We start from the raw sequence: 15,273 nt of genomic DNA, 5'->3' as shown, positions 1-15,273 counted from the left end.
GGATGTGACATGAAAATCATCAGGACATTTATGGCTGCCGCGGCAGCGCTTGCCGTCTCCGCCTTCGTGGCGCCGGGCTTCGCTGCAGAAGATCCGGGTCCGGCCGCCTATTCGCAAGCGCTCAAGGGCAAGCGCGTGATGCTGGTCCCGATGGCGATGGGCTTCGACCTGGCACAGGGCTGGGCGCATTACCTGAAGACGGAGATCGAGGCCTGGGGTGGCGTGTTCGAGACGCGTGACCCGAACTGGGTGGTCGATGCCGGCGCGCAGGCGATAACCGACGCGATCTCGTCGGACGCCAGGCCGGACGTGCTGATCATCCACTCGCCCGACCTCAACTCCTATGCCAAGCTGATGAAGAAGGCGCAGGCGGCCGGCACCTATGTGCTTTTGGTCGACAATCCGGCGAACTTCCCGGCCGATGCCTTTGTCGGCAGCGACTGGGATCGCCTCGGCCAGCTGGAAGCCGAAGCGGCGATCAAGGGTTGTGGGCCGAACTCGTCCAAGAAGATCGGGCTGGTGCAGGGCGACCAGGCCAACTCGTCGAGCCTCTACCAGTATGCCGGCATCATGAAGGTGCTGGACAAGAACCCCGACTTCAAGGTCGTGGCCAAGCCGGACTCCAACTGGGATGCGACGACCTCGCGCAACGTGACGACGACGATGCTGCAGCAGAACCCCGACATCTGCGCCATCATCGATTTCTGGGACGGCGACGCGACCGGCGCATCGGCTGCGATCCGCGATGCCAAGCTCGAAGGCAAAGTCTTTCTGGTCACCACCGGCGGTGGCGAAAAGACCGCCGACTGCGACAAGCTGCAGGACGGCACCTATGGCGCGGTGGTGATGACCGACCTTGCCCGCCAGTCGGGCGACATGAACGCCGTCATCAAGTTCCTGTTGCAGAGTGGCCAGCCGGCCGGCACCTCGCACACCTACATCTATACGCTGGAGAAGGCGACAACCAAGCCCGACCTCAAGCCAGACAGCTGCTGGGACTTGAAGGCACTGCAAGCCCAAGCTGCGGCCAAGTAAACCGCGGGTCCGTTGCAAGCATCGACGAGGTGGCCGGACCGGGTTCGGCCGCCTCTTTCTCTCTTGAGTGGCAGCAGCAACCGATGTCCTTTCGCGAACGCCTTCAATCCTGGCGCTACAATCTCGTGCCCGACCACCTCGTCGGCGAGATCCTGAGCAAGCGCTGGACCGACAACGCCATTCCGTTCCTGGCGCTGGTGGCGACGCTCGGTGTGTTCGGTTCGATCATCCCCGGCTTCTTCAAGCCGATGGCGCTGCAGGAATCGACCCGCCAGCTCGGCGAGTTCTCGCTGGTCGTCACCGGCATGACGGTGGTCATGCTTGGCGGCGGCATCGACCTTTCGGTCGGCTCGATCTTCGCGCTGTCCTGCTTTTCCGCCGTGTTCGTCTTCTTCATCCTCGAACAATCGGTGTGGCTGGCGCTGGCCGCCTCGATCGCCACCGGCCTGCTGTTCGGCGCGATCAACGGTTACCTGATCGGCTATTTCCGCCTGCGCGCTTTCCTGACGACACTGGTCACCTTCATCTTCGGGCGGGCGCTGTTCGACATTTTGGTCACCACCTATGCCGCCGACGTGCAGCTTTCCGATGCCACATCGGATGTGCTGGACTTCATCGGCGACGATACCTTTTGGGGCCTGTCGGTTGCGGTGTGGGCGGCGATTATCCTGGCGATTATTACGCATGTCGCGCTGACGCGCTCGCGGCCCGGCTGGCATGTGCAGGCGGTGGGCGGGTCGCGGCGATCGGCCCACAATGCCGGCATCCGCGTGCGCCGCACCGTATTCATGACCTATGTGTTTTCCGGCTTCTGCGCCTCGCTCGGCGGCTTCCTCATCGCCTGCCGGCTGAGCGGGGCAGGGCCGGGCACAGGCCTCAACCTCGAGGTCATGGCACTGACAGCAGCAGTCGTCGGCGGCGTCAGCCTGGGCGGCGGTCGCGGTTCGGTGATCAAGGGGCTGATGGGCGCGATCATCGTGCTGACGATGACCAACGGGCTGATCCGGCTGGGCTATGGCACCGGCACCAACCAGATGGTACTGGGCATCATGCTGGCCGTCGCCGTCACCATCGACATTCGCTGGCTGAAGAACCGCCACAAGGTTCTGGACGAGGTCTATGTCGCACCGGTCTACCTGAAGATGGGGGCAACGCAGTCGGCTGCACCGGGCTCGGGCACCCCTTACGAACTCGACAACCGATTGTCGGAGGCCGACCATATCGGGCTCGGCGAGCTGGAAGGGCCGGAAGACGTCATCCTCGACCGCGACGACCATCTCTATTGCGGCACCAGGCATGGCGAGATCGTCCGCTTCTTCGCGCCGGACTACAAACGCTCGGAGGTCTTTGCCCATATTGGCGGCTTTCCGCTCGGCCTGGCCTTCGACAAAACAGGCAATCTGATCAGCTGCGTCGGCGCCATGGGCCTTTATTCGGTCTCGCCGCAGCGCGAGGTGAAGCGGCTTTCGGCGGAAACGTCGCGCTCCTGGACCTCGATCGTCGACGATGCACGGCTGCGCGATCCCAATGATTGCGACATCGCGCCGGCCGGCCGCATCTACTTCACCGATTCCACCAAGCGCTATGATGCGCATGACTGGGCGCTCGACTCGATCGAGAACCGCGCCACGGGGCGGCTGCTTGTCTATGACCCGAGGGACGGCTCGACGAAAACGCTACTCGACGGCTACCGCTATACCAACGGCGTCTGCATGGCGCATGACGGCAAGTCGCTGTTCTTCGCCGAAAGCTGGGCCTGCCGCGTGCACCGCTACTGGCTGGAAGGGCCGAAGGCAGGCAGCGCCGAATGCGTCATCCGCGACATGCCGGGCTACCCCGACAACATCAACCGTGCCTCCGACGGCAATTACTGGATGGCCTGGCTCGGCATGCGCACGCCGAGCTTCGACCTGTCGCTGCGCCATCCCGACATGCGCAAGCGCATGACGCGCCGGCTGCCGCAGGACGAATGGCTGTTCCCCAACATCAACACCGGCGGTGTGGTGAAATTCAACGAGAAGGGCGGCATCGTCGAGGCGATGGGCGACCTGTCGGGCGCCGCGCATCCGATGGTGACTTCGATGCGCGAGCACAAGGGTTTTCTGTTCGTGGGCGGCATCCTCAACAACCGGATCGGCCGCTACCGGATTGCCGGCGCCGACCCGAACTGGACCAGCCCCGCTTCTTACTGGGGGGCGAAGGCATGATGCTGGATCCGATCCTCGACATCTTCCGCGGCAAGGCGGTGACCATCCCGCCGCTCGACGGTGCCTTCAGGCCGAACACGCTGCTGGACGATGCGCCGGCTTTTGCCGATCTGACCGAGCCCGACAATCTGCTGGCCGCCGACGGCCGGCTGCTGGTTTCCAGTGCCAATGCCGTCTACGCGCTCGCCGCCGGTGGCGCGCCTGTTCTGGTCGAGACATTTCCGGCCGCGGTCACAGCGCTCGCGCGCTCGCCCGCCGGCGAACTGACGGTCGGGCTCGAAAGCGGCAGGCTGCTGATTGCAGGCAAGGAGGCCGCCCTGCCGGCCGAGATCCGCTGCATAACAGCACTCGCTTATGCGGAAGATGGCACGCTTTGGCTGGCCAATGGCTCGGCCGACCACGCGCCGTCGCAATGGGCCGCCGATCTGATGAAGAAGGGTGCGTCGGGTTCGCTGTGGAAACGCGATCCGGCAGGCAGCGAATTCCGCAAGCTCGCCGGTGACATCGCCTTTCCCTATGGGCTGCATCCTGCCGGCAAGGATGTGCTGGTCAGCGAGAGCTGGCGCCATCAAGTTGTCCGCTTCGATGGCGCGACGGGCAGCCGCTCGACGGTGCTGGCGCATCTCCCCGGCTATCCCGCACGGCTGTCGCCTGCCGCCGACGGTGGCGCCTGGCTGGCGCTGTTTGCGCCGCGCAACCGGCTGATCGAATTCGTACTGCAGGAAACGCACTACCGAAACGACATGCTCGCGCAAGTGCCGCCGCAACACTGGATCGCGCCGGCGCTCGCCTCCAACCGCAGCTTCCTCGAGCCGCTGCAATGCGGCGGCATCCGCACCATGGGCATCCACAAGCCATGGTCGCCGAGCCGCTCCTACGGGCTGGTGGTCAGGCTCGATCGGGACATGCGGCCGCAGTACAGCCTGCACAGCCGCGCCAACGGCACGCGCCACGGCATCTGCAGCGTGGCGGAGAAAGACGGTCGCCTGTTCATTGCCTCGAAAGGCGGCGATTGTCTGCTGGCCATCGATCTGGCTTCAGGAGGGCATCGCTGATGGAACCGATCGTCCGCCTGGAGAACGTGACCAAGACTTACCGGGGCGTGCCCGCGGTGAGGAATGTCAGCTTCGGGCTGCGCAAGGGTGAGATCCACGCGCTGCTCGGCGAGAACGGTGCGGGAAAATCGACGCTGACCAAGATCATCGCCGGCGTTGTCGACGCGACATCGGGAAAGATGTTCCACAAGGGCCAGGAGATCGCCTACGCCTCGCCGCATGCGGCGCTTCAAGCCGGCATCGCCATGGTGTTCCAGGAGACCAGCCTGGTGCCGTCGATGACCGTGGCGCAGAACCTCTATCTCGGCACCGAGAGCTTTCTCAACCGGCTGCGCGGCACCTACATCTCGGCGCAGCAGTTCCTGCAGTCGCTGAATTTTCCTGTCGACCCCAATGCCATGGTGGCGACGCTGGGCGCCGCCAAGCGGCAGATGGTCGAAATTGCACGCGCCGTCCACCACAATGCCGAGATCATCATCTTCGACGAGCCGACGGCGACGCTGACGCCAGAGGAAAAGCGGCACTTCTTCGCGCTGATCCGCCGGCTCAAGGCAAGGGGCGTATCGATCGTCTTCATCAGCCATGCGCTCGAAGAGGCGCTTGATATCGCCGACCGCATCACCATCCTGCGCGACGGCGAGCTGGTGATCACCGACGACACCGCCGCTTTCGATCGCGACAGGATCGTCGCGGCGATGGTCGGGCGGACGCTGTCGGGGCAGCTCTACAGCCAGCGCGACGAGACCAAGCTGCGCAAGCCCGGCAAGAAGGTGCTGTCGGTGCAGGACATCTCGATGAGCAACGTCGTGCGCAACAATTCCTTCTCGATCTTCGAGGGCCAGATCACCGGCGTCTTCGGGCTGATCGGCTCAGGCCGCACCGAGACGTTCAAGATCGTCTCCGGCATCTACAAGCGCGACTTCCTGCGCGGCGGCACCATCGAACTGGACGACCGGCCGGTGCGCTATCTCGTGCCGAGCGAGGCGGTGGCGGACGGTATCGTCTATGTCACCGAAGACCGCAAGAGCGAGGGGATATTCGAGACGATGGACGTCGCCGAGAACCTGTTCGGCGGCTTTTTGGCGGCAGGGCGGGAAAAGGGCTGGGTGATCAATGCGCAGGAGATGCGGGCGCTGTCGGCCGAATGGACCAAGACGCTGAACGTCAAGGCGATCAACGACAATGCGCGCGTGGTCGAGCTTTCCGGCGGCAACCAGCAGAAGGTGGTGATCGGCAAGGGGCTGGTGCAAAAGCCGAGCATCGTCATCTTCGACGAGCCGACGCGCGGCGTCGATGTCGGTGCGATCGCCGAGATCCACCAGATCATCAACCGGCTGGCCGATGAAGGCCTCGCAGTCGTCGTCATCTCGTCCTACCTGCCGGAGATTATGAACCTGTCCGACCGCATCCTGGTCTGCCGGCAGGGCCGCATCGTCGAGGAGTTCTCGCCTGCGGAGGCCACGGAGGAGAAGATCATGTACGCAGCGGTGCATTAGGGCGATGCGAACTTCGACAATTGGCCGAGTCGCCCGTCGTTTCGTCATCCCGGGGCGAAGCAAGGAGCGAAGCGACGCGGCGCAGACCCCAGGATCCATGCCGCTACATCAGAGCGCTGCTGCGGTGCAGCATCCTGCTCCGCTGCACCCATCGGCGGAGGTCACGGCATGGATCCCAGGGTCTCCGCAACGGAGCTTCGCTCCTGCTTCGCCCAGGGATGACGAAGGTGAGGGGCTGTGCATTCCAGGGTTCTGGGCCGGCCTGCAAAACTGAATCACCCGGGCAGGTTAGCCGCTTTTTCTCCAGACCTGATTCAACGACCTCGCATAATGATTCAAACGAAAGGAGCCTGCCATGGCCACCACAAGACTTCTGACCGATGCCGAGGTCCAGGCGATTCCCGCCGTGAAGGCGGTATTCGACGACATCCGTGCGACGCGCAAATCCGATTTCGTCAACAATTTCTGGCGCGGGCTGGCCAATGATCCGGTCTCGCTGAGGCGGGTGTGGGAGCAGCTCAAGGCGGTGATGGTCGCTGACAGCGCCATCGATCCGCTTACCAAGGAGATGATCTACATCGCCGTCTCGACCGCCAATGGCTGCTCCTATTGCGTCCACTCGCACACCGCCGCAGCGCGGGCCAAAGGCATGACCGACGCGCAGCATGGCGAGTTGGTGTCGATCATCGGGCTGGCCGGGCAAACCAACCAGATGGTGACAGCGCTGCAGATCCCGGTCGATCCGGAGTTCGAGGTGCGGTGAGGTGAGGCGCGGCGCCTTCCCTTCTCCGCTTGTGGGAGAAGGTGGCCGAGCGAAGCTCGGTCGGATGAGGGGTGCTGGACGGATCGCTGCCTTGGAGACGTAAGTGCTTAAATTGCTTTACATTTCCTCCGTCGCGTTCCTTCCAACACCCCTCATCCGTCTCGGCGCTTCGCGCCGATCCACCTTCTCCCACAGGGGGAGAAGGGGAGGCGTGCGCGCCTCACACCGGCCGGTAGACCCGCTCCGCCGTGTTCCAGAAAATATCAGCCTCTGCCGCCGTGCCGTGCTTGCCCACCGCCTCGCGGTGCGCCTTGATCAGCTCGGCATGGCTGGTCCACAGTTTCTCGATCGGGAAGTTCGAGCCGAACATCAGGTGGTCGCTGCCGAGAATGTCGATGGCGTTGTCGACGATATAGCCGATCAGCGCCGGGTCGTTGCGGTGGACGAAGGTGCCGAGGCCGGACAGCTTTGCATAGAGGTTGGGCGCCGCTGACAGCGTGCGCAGGCCGGACTTCCAGGCCTCGGTGGTCTCCGGCTCCATGTCGGTCAGCATGCCGGCGTGGGTGAGAATGAAATTGGTCTCCGGATTGTCGCCGACCAGCGTCAACCCGTCTCTCATCTGGGCGGGGAAAAGCTGCAGGTCGAAGGACAGGCCGTAATCCTTGAGCCGCGCGACATTGGCCCGCACCTTCGGGTCGATGACCTGATCGGCCGAGGCGGCGAAGCGGAAGGCCGGCGTTCCGTGCCAGTGCAGCTGCATGCGCACGCCGCGCAGCAGCGGATATTTTTTCAGCCGGTCGATCTGGTGACGCACGTCGTCCACCGTCATGTCGGCATAGCCGACGATGGCGTGCGGCCAGCCGGTTTCTTCCGCGGTCTTCTGCAGGAACGCCACCTCGTTCTCGAAATCCTCCTTCGCCCAGTTGGTCTGGACATAGACCGCCTTCTCGACGCCCGAACCTTGCTGGTCGGCGAGGAATTCCTCGATCGGATAATCGCGGCGGATCGGCTCGTAGGGGCCAAAGATGCGCGGCACCATCGGCCCGCGCAGCCAGGGTTGGTCCTCTCGGCGCCAGATGTGGAAATGCGCGTCGATCGCCTTCTGCATCATGAAACCCTCGTCCAGATTGCCGCGGCCGCCGGAGCTGGGCGGGCGAGCGACAGGATGAAATCGGCGAGACCGGCGATCGACGAGCCGTCGACCAGATCGTCGAGCACCGGCAGGATGGCGCTAAGTGCTGCCGTGGCCGGCCGGAAGCGCGGATCGCCGGCCAGTGGCGTCGCCAGCGAAAGCCGAAAGGCGCGGGCGCTCAGCCGGCGCATCGCGGTCTCCAGCTCGGCATGATCGCCGCGCTCCAGCGCATCGGACAGGATGACGATTGCCGCCCCGCGTGCAAAGGCGGAGAAGCGCGGCACCGATAGAAACGCGAGCAGCGTCGGTCCCATACGGGTGCCGCCGTCCCAGTCGTCGACCTGGGCAGCGGCGTGGGCCAGCGCCTGATTGCGGTCGCGAATGCGCAGCGCCGAGGTGATACGGGTCAGCCGTGTGCCGAAAGTGAAGACCTCCGCCCGGTCGGCGCCTTGCACCGCCGCGTGTGCCAGCTTGAGATAGTCCGATGTGTAGAGCTTCATCGAGCCCGACACGTCGATCAGCATGAGAAGCTTGCGCGGCACTGTCTGCCGCCGGCGCAGCAGCGGCGAGGGGATATCGCCGTCGGCACTGACGATTTCGCGCAGCGAGCGGCGCAGGTCGAGCTTGCCGCGGGCATTCGTGCGCACGGTGCGGAAGGAGCGGCGGGCGGGCAACGCGGTGGCGAGCTTGCGGCGGAAGGCGGCAAGCCCGTCGCTATCGCGATGGAACTCGCGGACGCTCAACTGTTCGCTGGCCGAAGACAGTTCGCCGCCTTCCTCCTGGCGGACCACCTCGATTTCTTCTTCGCCCGTTGCACCATCGTCCTTGATGCGGGTTTCCTCGTCGGCCTCGCCTTCGACCAGCGCCGCGGCGTCCCCATAGAAATGGCTCCGGAAATGCGCCTCGAATTCGTCGCGGCGGTCGGGCGGCGGCGCCAGCGTGGCAAGGGCCGCCTCGTGGATGTCGGCCATCGAGCGCGGCCCGAGCAGGGTTACGGCCTGCATGAAGCCGGAGACCTGCTCGGGCGCTACCGGGAAGCCGTAGCGGCGCAGCAGCCGGCCGAAGCCGAGGAAGGGTGCTGCGGCGCAGGGCAAGCTTTCTCCCCGCATCATTCCTTCGCGCCCCCCTCTGTCCTACCGGACATCTCCCCCTCAAAGGGGGAGATTGGCAGCTTCGACGCTCCGCTCAGCCCTGCAATGTTGGAGTTTAGCGAAAGCCGGGATGACATCTGATCTCCCCCCTTGAGGGGGAGATGCCAAGTGGTGGCAAAGAGGGCAGGACAGAGGGGGGTGCTGTCCCGCCAACGTTGCGGAATGGACGGGAGGAGGGGATTGCCGACTTCCCGGCTCACGCCAGCGCCTCCTCGACAATCTTGCCGAGCTCCGGCGCGATGCAGGATAGATCCTCCTCGTCCTTGATCAGCACGCCAATGGCGCGGCGAAACGCTTCCGGCCACGGGCTGCCGCCCTTTTCGAGGATGGTCGCGGCATTGGCCCATTCGACCGCCTCGGCGATGCCGGGCGGCTTCGCCAGCGGACGCGCGCGAATATCGCGCACGGCGGCAGCCACCGCGCGCGCTGTGGCCTCGGCGACATCGCCGGCGCGCAGCATGATGATCTCGGCCTCGCGCCCGGCGTCGGGATAGGTGATCCAGTGGTAGACGCAGCGCCGCCGCAGCGCTTCGGCCAGTTCTCGGGTGCGGTTCGAGGTCAGGATGACGATCGACTGCGCCGTCGCGCGAATGGTGCCGCGCTCGGGAATACTGATTTGGAAATCGGACAGGAATTCCAGCAGCAGCGCTTCGAATTCATGGTCGGAACGGTCGATCTCGTCGACCAGCAGCACGCGCTTTTCCGGCGCCTTCAGCACCTGCAGCAGCGGCCGCGCGATTAGGAAGCGGTCGTCGTAGATGTCGATCTCATGCTCGCCGGCATGGCGGATGGCGAGCAACTGGCGCTGGTAGTTCCATTCGTAGAGCGCATGCGCGGCGTCGATGCCCTCATAGCATTGCAGTCGCACCAGCTCACGCCCGAGCAGTTCGGCTATCGCCTTCGCCGCTTCGGTCTTGCCGACGCCGGGCGCGCCTTCGAGCAGCAGCGGCTTACCCAGCCTGATCGCCAGGAAGATTGCGGTGGCCAGGCTTTCATCGGCGAGATAGCGCGAGGCGGCGAGCCGCGACGCAACCGCCTCCGGCGATGTCGCGACTGTCTCGGCACTTCTCTTGGGCATTTCCAACACTCAGTTCGATGCTTGCGCCTTCAGCGCCCGCAGGATGCGCTCCGGCGTGATCGGCAGCGTGTCGATGCGCACGCCGACGGCGTCGAAGACGGCATTGGCGACCGCCGGGATCTGCGGGTTGGCGCACATTTCGCCCGGCCCCTTGGCGCCGTACGGCCCGTCGGCCGAGGGCCTCTCCAGCACGATGATCTCGGTTTGCGCGAGATCGCCAGGACCCGGCATCAGATATTGGTTGAAGTCGGTGCCGCCGTGATCGCGGTCGGGGTAATAGGGTTCGGTCGTCTCGTAGAGCGCATGGCTGATGCCCATCCACGAGCCGCCGACGAGTTGCTGCTCGACCATTTTCGGGTTCAGCGCGCGACCGATCTCGAACACGTTCTTCACCGTCAGCACGGTGACCTCGCCGGTCTCGTCGTCGACTTCGACCTCGGCAACCGTGCAGGCGTGCGCGTAGCAGGTCGACGGCTTCATCGCGCCGGTTTCCTTTTCGGGATAGGAGCGCGGGATCAAAAACATGCCTCGGCCGGAAATCGAACGACCGCGCTTGAAATGCGCCGACAGCGCGACATCGAAGATCGAGATCGATTTCTGCGGCGCGCCCTTGACCAGGATGTTGCCCTGGCCATCGGTCTCGAGGTCGGACGCATTGACTTCAAGCTCCTCGGCCGCCACTTCCAGCATCACCTGGCGGGCTTCCCTGGCCGCCTGGATGACGGCGTTGCCGGCGCGATGCGTGCCGCGCGAGGCGAAGGTGCCCATGCAGTGCGGACCGGTATCGGTGTCGGCGGTGTCTACGACGACACGGTCGGTCGGCACGCCGATCGTCTCGGCGCAGATCTGCGCCATGATCTGCTTCATGCCCTGGCCGAGATCGACGCTCGACAGCGTGACCATGAAATTGCCGGTCGGCGTCGAATGCACCAGCGCCTGGGTCGGGTCGCCGCCGAGATTCATGCCGGTCGGGTAGTTGATCGCGGCGACGCCGCGTCCGCGCCTGATCGCCATCTCAAGCTCCCTTCGCGTAGGACGACATCGCCATGAATTTTTCTGCCACGGGCCAGTTGGCGCGCGAGGCTTCCTGCATGCACTCGATCAGCGCAGCACCCTCGGTCGGCTGCCGATGTGCTTTCATGTCGCCATCGCGATAGGCGTTGATGAAACGGAATTCGAGCGGGTCCATGCCGATCAGCCGGGCGAGCTTGTCCATCTGTACCTCCAGCGCGAAATCGCCGATGGTGACGCCGAAGCCGCGCATCGCCGAGGACGGGGTGCGGTTGGTGTAGACGCAGTAGGTGTCGATCCAGACGTTCGGGATCGTATAGGGGCCGGGATAATGGCCGGCGCCCTTCTGCGCGCCGTAGGGCGAATGGCGCGAATAGGCGCCGGCATCGGTGTAGCCCGTGACTTTACGCGCGACGATGCGGCCGTCGTTCATGACGCCGTCCTTGATGATGACTTTCTCGGCGGCGCGCGGCGAGGAAATCTGCATCTCTTCCTCGCGGCTGTAGATAAAACAGACCGGTCGTCCTGTTATTTTGGCGCCAAGGATGGCGATCGGCTCGACGATGACGTCGACCTTGCCGCCAAAGCCGCCGCCGACAGTGCCGCCGACGAAATGCAGCTTGTTGCCAGGCATCTGCAGGATGATCGAGGCGTTATCGAGGGTGAAGAACATCGCCTGCGTGTTGGTGTAGCAGGTGAAGCGGTCGTTACCCTCGGGTGCGACGATGCAGCCGGTCGTCTCGGTCGGCGCATGCTCGATCGGTGAAGACTGGTAGGTCTGTTCGAGCACGTGGTCGGCCTCGGCGAAGCCGACTTCGACATCGCCGAAGCGCACCTTGCGGCATTCGCCGCTATCGTAGAGATAGTAGTTCCGGCCATGGTACTCATTGACGATCGGCGCGCCGGGCTTCAGCGCTTCCTCCATGTCGAAGACGGCCGGCAGCACTTCGTAGTCGACCTTGACCTTGGCGGCGGCTTCCTGGGCGGCGCGCTCGGTCTCGGCCAGCACCGCCACAACTGCCTCGCCCTTCCAGCGCACCTTGCCGTCGGCCAGCACCGTCTCGTCCTCCGGCCCGATCTGGATCAGGATCAGGATGGTGTAGACATTGTGCGGCACATCCTTGGCGGTCAGGATTCTCACCACGCCCGGATGCCTCTCGGCCTCCGACGTATCGATGCTGCGGATGCGGGCGTGATGATGCGGGCTGCGCACCATCTTCAGGTGCAGCATGCCGGCAAAATTGCGGTCGGCGAAATAGGCGGTCTTGCCGGTGACATGGCCGGGCGAATCCGAACGCGGCCGCGGCTGGCCGATCTCGTGCAGATCGTCCTTGCGCTGGTCGGCGAAGTAGTTCTTGCGGAGTTCCATCTTTTTGACTCCCTCAAGCCGCGTTCTGCGAATTGGAGCGCGCAGCGCTCAGCACCGCCTGGATGATCGGTTCGTAGCCGGTGCAGCGGCAGATATTGCCCGACAACGCCTCGACCACGTCCTCGCGGCTGGGGTTCGGGGTTTGGTCGAGCAGCACCTTGGCGGCCATGATCATGCCCGGCGTGCAGAAACCGCATTGGGTCGCGAAAGCATCGAGGAAAGCGCGTTGCAGCGGATGCAGCACGCCGCCTTCCGCCAGCCCCGTGGTCGTGGTAATGGCCGCACCGTTGCAGGTCTCGGCCAGCGTCAGGCAGGAGAGCCTGAGCTCGCCATCGATGATGACCGAGCACGCGCCGCAAGTGCCCTGGTGGCAGCCGCCTTTTGGCGAGGTGTCGCCGATCTTGTCGCGCAGCGCATGAAGCAGCGTTGTGCCGCTGTCGATGAATTCGGCCTTTTCGGCACCATTGAGCGTGAACTGAACCGGGACCTTTGCCATCTTTTTACTCCTTGCGCCGCAGCCAGGCGGACATACGCGCCACGGTCTTTCAGGCGAGCAGCAGCCGGCCGAGATGGACCGGCAGGACTTCGTTGCGATACCAGGCACTGGCGATCGGATCGGTTCGCGGCGAAGTGCCGTCGCGGGCAACAGCCAGTGCCGGTGCGATGCCCTCGCTCGTGAGTTCCCGGCCAATCAGGGCCTTCTCCGCCGCCCTGGCACGGATCGGCCGGTCGGCCATGCAGCCGAGCGCGATCCGCGCGGACGACACAGTGCCGTCCGGTGCGTGCTCCAGCACGGTCGCGATGCTCAGCACCGAAATGCCCTTTGGCTTGACCCTCGACACTTTCAGGAAGCGAAAGCCGCCTTCCTTCGGAAGCGTGAAGCCGACCGCAGTGACGATGGCGTGGTTGCTTTCGCGTTTCGCCAGGAAGGTTTCGATCGGCAGTTCGCCGTCGCCGGTGTTGACGGTTGCGTCCAAGGCCAGCAGTGCAACGGTGAAATCGCCGTAAGGCGCTGGCGCGAAGAGATTGCCGCCGACGCTCGCCATGTTGCGGATCGCCGGGCCGCCGACGGCGCGCGCGGCGTGGGCCAGCGGGGCGAGATCCGGATGGCGGGCGATCGCCGCCATGGTCACCGACGCGCCGATGCGGACCGTGCCGCCGGAGACGCTGATGGCCGACAACGCCGGGTCGGTCGACCTGACGAAACCGGAGATCGACACGTCGCCTTCATTGACGGCGCGCACGACCAGCGTGCCGCCACCGAGATAGCGGGTGCCGGCGGCTTTCAGCGCCGCGCCGGCGTCCTTCACCGTCGGGAAAGTCTGCAATGCAAGCGTCATGGAACGCTCCCTTTACGCCTGGCTTTGGCCGGCAAAATGGGCCTTCAGGGCGTTGAACCCGCCCTGGAAAACATTGGCGCCCATGCCTTCGGCCAATTTATCGGCTTCCTCGGGAGCGGCGTCGAAGCTGGCGGTCCATTCGGCATAGGTGCGGTCGCCGTCCGTCACCCGCCGCAACTGCAGCGTCGACTTGTGATTGGTGAGCGGCTGCGGCGTCTCCAGGATGGCGTAGCTGACGAGGAAGTTCTCGTCGGAGAAATCGAGCAGCTTTTCGCGGAGGCGGGCGCCGCTGGCGAGCTGGAAATTGCGCACGCAGCCGATCGTGCCGGCATCCTTGCCGTCTTCGATATGGCTTTCGACCATGCGCGGGTGCCAGGTCGGCAGGCCGTTGAAGTCGCGTATGCGCGCCCAGACCTTTTCGACCGGTGCGTCGATGACGCTGGAGATGGTGACTTTCGCCATATGATCGTTCCCTTGCAAATCAGCTGCTTGGGAGGGTAGAGCGGCAGGCTCGGCAGCGCTTATCAATGCGTCTTGAACGCCTATCAAATAGTCTGAAAAAACGGGCGCTCAGCTGATCGCCCGCGCCGCCTCGCGGTAAAGCGTCGGCGGGACGCCGACATGGTCGCGGAAGAAGCGCGAGAAATTGCCTTGCGTGGTGAAGCCGAGATTGCAGGCGACCGAGATCAGCGGCTCCTGCGACCACTGTAACTGCCGCACCGCTTCCTCCATGCGCAGCGTGTTCCAATAGACGTTGGGCGTCAGATTGGTCTGTTCCTTGAACAGGGCGAAGAAATGCGGCCGCGACAGGCCGACGCTGCGCGCCACGTCGTCGAAGCAGATGCGCTCGCAGACATTGGCTTTCATCAGCTGGATCGCCTTGCGGACGCGGAAGTCTTGCATGGTGTTGATGCGGGTGCGCACCGTCTGCGGTGCGGAGGCGTCGGCGGCATCGAGCACGCTGTCGATGAAGCGCTCGATCTCGTAATTGGCGATGTCGTCGATGCTCTCATTGTCGCTGAGATGGTCGAGAAGGTTGGCCGCTGCCTTGTGCAGCCAAGGCTCGAGCGTGATTGCCGGGGCAGAGAACAGCGGCGCGGCGGAAGGCAGCTCGCGGCGTTTTCGTGCCCAGTCCGGATCGATGTAAAAGGCGAGGAACAGGCCGGGCGTGCCGTCGCGGGACAGAGCGTGGCTGTGCGGCTGGAAGGAATTGATGCCGGCGGCGGTGCCCGGTCCAAGCCGTACCGTCTCGCGGCCGATGGTCATCTCGCCGGCGGTGCCTTCCAGCCAGATGATGATATGCGCCTCGACATGGGCATGGGTGACGAAGTCGCTGGCGACGTTCAGGACAGAAACATGTCCGAACCGGCCCCAGTAGAGCCTGATCGCTTCCGTCATGGGTATATCCTCCCGCAGGCGACTGGCCTCCCTTCGCCTGCTGCGAGCGATTGTGCGGCGCAGTTTGGGCTTGCGTCAAGACGCATGTGCACGTCCGGGCGCCGGCCATGCGCCGCACCGCGGATTTTCAGACTCGGCGATAGGAGCGCGTCCCCTTCTCCCCCTGTGAGACCTTTGCACAGAAGCCGATTGGTGATTCTGTGATGATGGTCGAAGCAGGGAGATTCGGGATGGCGGA

At 64.5% G+C, this 15,273-nt stretch carries 14 protein-coding genes; 5 read left to right on the top strand and 9 right to left on the bottom strand.

Going from position 1 to position 15,273, the window contains the following annotated elements; translation table 11 throughout:
* The first annotated feature begins 9 nt into the window (after positions 1–9).
* The 5 genes from NKJ28_RS29970 to NKJ28_RS29950 all read left to right on the top strand — a co-directional run bounded on the left by NKJ28_RS29970 (position 10) and on the right by NKJ28_RS29950 (position 6,556).
* Positions 10–1,035, top strand: a complete 1,026-nt coding sequence (locus tag NKJ28_RS29970) for a sugar ABC transporter substrate-binding protein (protein WP_352638177.1) — start codon at positions 10–12, stop codon at positions 1,033–1,035.
* A gap of 83 nt (positions 1,036–1,118) precedes the next feature.
* Complete coding sequence (locus NKJ28_RS29965) at positions 1,119–3,242, top strand: ABC transporter permease (protein ID WP_352638175.1); 2,124 nt, start codon at positions 1,119–1,121, stop codon at positions 3,240–3,242.
* A complete protein-coding gene (locus NKJ28_RS29960; protein WP_352638174.1) occupies positions 3,239–4,297 on the top strand; it encodes an SMP-30/gluconolactonase/LRE family protein in 1,059 nt (352 codons plus the stop codon). Before NKJ28_RS29965 ends, NKJ28_RS29960 begins: the two co-directional genes overlap by 4 nt.
* On the top strand, positions 4,297–5,793 hold the full coding sequence (locus NKJ28_RS29955) for a sugar ABC transporter ATP-binding protein (RefSeq protein WP_352638173.1): 1,497 nt from the start codon (positions 4,297–4,299) through the stop codon (positions 5,791–5,793). The genes NKJ28_RS29960 and NKJ28_RS29955 overlap by 1 nt, the downstream gene beginning before the upstream one ends.
* A gap of 355 nt (positions 5,794–6,148) precedes the next feature.
* On the top strand, positions 6,149–6,556 hold the full coding sequence (locus tag NKJ28_RS29950; protein ID WP_352638172.1) for a carboxymuconolactone decarboxylase family protein: 408 nt from the start codon (positions 6,149–6,151) through the stop codon (positions 6,554–6,556).
* A gap of 220 nt (positions 6,557–6,776) precedes the next feature.
* On the opposite strand, the gene NKJ28_RS29945 is transcribed toward NKJ28_RS29950, so the two are convergent.
* From NKJ28_RS29945 to NKJ28_RS29905, 9 genes are all read right to left on the bottom strand, one after another.
* Entirely contained in the window at positions 6,777–7,664 is an 888-nt protein-coding gene (locus NKJ28_RS29945) for an amidohydrolase family protein (protein ID WP_352638182.1), read from the bottom strand.
* Entirely contained in the window at positions 7,664–8,800 is a 1,137-nt protein-coding gene (locus tag NKJ28_RS29940) for a vWA domain-containing protein (RefSeq protein WP_352638170.1), read from the bottom strand. Before NKJ28_RS29940 ends, NKJ28_RS29945 begins: the two co-directional genes overlap by 1 nt.
* A 235-nt stretch (positions 8,801–9,035) precedes the next feature.
* Positions 9,036–9,917 (bottom strand): AAA family ATPase, encoded by an 882-nt coding sequence (locus tag NKJ28_RS29935; protein WP_352638169.1) that lies wholly within the window; start codon positions 9,915–9,917, stop codon positions 9,036–9,038.
* A gap of 9 nt (positions 9,918–9,926) precedes the next feature.
* Positions 9,927–10,931 (bottom strand): xanthine dehydrogenase family protein molybdopterin-binding subunit, encoded by a 1,005-nt coding sequence (locus NKJ28_RS29930; RefSeq protein WP_352638168.1) that lies wholly within the window; start codon positions 10,929–10,931, stop codon positions 9,927–9,929.
* Position 10,932: 1 nt separating this feature from the next.
* Positions 10,933–12,297 (bottom strand): xanthine dehydrogenase family protein molybdopterin-binding subunit, encoded by a 1,365-nt coding sequence (locus NKJ28_RS29925; protein WP_352638166.1) that lies wholly within the window; start codon positions 12,295–12,297, stop codon positions 10,933–10,935.
* Positions 12,298–12,310: 13 nt separating this feature from the next.
* A complete protein-coding gene (locus NKJ28_RS29920) occupies positions 12,311–12,793 on the bottom strand; it encodes a (2Fe-2S)-binding protein (protein WP_352622417.1) in 483 nt (160 codons plus the stop codon).
* Between the two features lie 49 nt (positions 12,794–12,842).
* Positions 12,843–13,637 carry an FAD binding domain-containing protein gene (locus NKJ28_RS29915; RefSeq protein WP_352638164.1) on the bottom strand — a complete coding sequence of 265 codons (795 nt, stop codon included), beginning with the start codon at positions 13,635–13,637 and terminating at the stop codon, positions 12,843–12,845.
* A 12-nt stretch (positions 13,638–13,649) separates the two neighbouring features.
* On the bottom strand, positions 13,650–14,099 hold the full coding sequence (locus NKJ28_RS29910; RefSeq protein WP_352638162.1) for an SRPBCC family protein: 450 nt from the start codon (positions 14,097–14,099) through the stop codon (positions 13,650–13,652).
* A 108-nt stretch (positions 14,100–14,207) separates the two neighbouring features.
* Positions 14,208–15,035, bottom strand: a complete 828-nt coding sequence (locus NKJ28_RS29905) for an AraC family transcriptional regulator (protein ID WP_023675803.1) — start codon at positions 15,033–15,035, stop codon at positions 14,208–14,210.
* Positions 15,036–15,273 lie beyond the last annotated feature (238 nt).

This window comes from Mesorhizobium sp. M0145, from assembly GCF_040322355.1.
GTDB lineage: Bacteria > Pseudomonadota > Alphaproteobacteria > Rhizobiales > Rhizobiaceae > Mesorhizobium.
Note: the sequence above shows the minus strand (reverse complement) of the source record. Positions and strands in the feature narration are given on the sequence as shown.

What these genes read in the sequence shown, in the direction of transcription:
- NKJ28_RS29970 (WP_352638177.1), top strand. Translation starts at nt 10, where the DNA reads ATGAAAATCATCAGGACATTTATGGCTGCCGCGGCAGCGCTTGCCGTC.
- NKJ28_RS29965 (WP_352638175.1), top strand. Translation starts at nt 1,119, where the DNA reads ATGTCCTTTCGCGAACGCCTTCAATCCTGGCGCTACAATCTCGTGCCC.
- NKJ28_RS29960 (WP_352638174.1), top strand. Translation starts at nt 3,239, where the DNA reads ATGATGCTGGATCCGATCCTCGACATCTTCCGCGGCAAGGCGGTGACC.
- NKJ28_RS29955 (WP_352638173.1), top strand. Translation starts at nt 4,297, where the DNA reads ATGGAACCGATCGTCCGCCTGGAGAACGTGACCAAGACTTACCGGGGC.
- NKJ28_RS29950 (WP_352638172.1), top strand. Translation starts at nt 6,149, where the DNA reads ATGGCCACCACAAGACTTCTGACCGATGCCGAGGTCCAGGCGATTCCC.
- NKJ28_RS29945 (WP_352638182.1), bottom strand. Translation starts at nt 7,664, where the DNA reads ATGCAGAAGGCGATCGACGCGCATTTCCACATCTGGCGCCGAGAGGAC.
- NKJ28_RS29940 (WP_352638170.1), bottom strand. Translation starts at nt 8,800, where the DNA reads ATGATGCGGGGAGAAAGCTTGCCCTGCGCCGCAGCACCCTTCCTCGGC.
- NKJ28_RS29935 (WP_352638169.1), bottom strand. Translation starts at nt 9,917, where the DNA reads ATGCCCAAGAGAAGTGCCGAGACAGTCGCGACATCGCCGGAGGCGGTT.
- NKJ28_RS29930 (WP_352638168.1), bottom strand. Translation starts at nt 10,931, where the DNA reads ATGGCGATCAGGCGCGGACGCGGCGTCGCCGCGATCAACTACCCGACC.
- NKJ28_RS29925 (WP_352638166.1), bottom strand. Translation starts at nt 12,297, where the DNA reads ATGGAACTCCGCAAGAACTACTTCGCCGACCAGCGCAAGGACGATCTG.
- NKJ28_RS29920 (WP_352622417.1), bottom strand. Translation starts at nt 12,793, where the DNA reads ATGGCAAAGGTCCCGGTTCAGTTCACGCTCAATGGTGCCGAAAAGGCC.
- NKJ28_RS29915 (WP_352638164.1), bottom strand. Translation starts at nt 13,637, where the DNA reads ATGACGCTTGCATTGCAGACTTTCCCGACGGTGAAGGACGCCGGCGCG.
- NKJ28_RS29910 (WP_352638162.1), bottom strand. Translation starts at nt 14,099, where the DNA reads ATGGCGAAAGTCACCATCTCCAGCGTCATCGACGCACCGGTCGAAAAG.
- NKJ28_RS29905 (WP_023675803.1), bottom strand. Translation starts at nt 15,035, where the DNA reads ATGACGGAAGCGATCAGGCTCTACTGGGGCCGGTTCGGACATGTTTCT.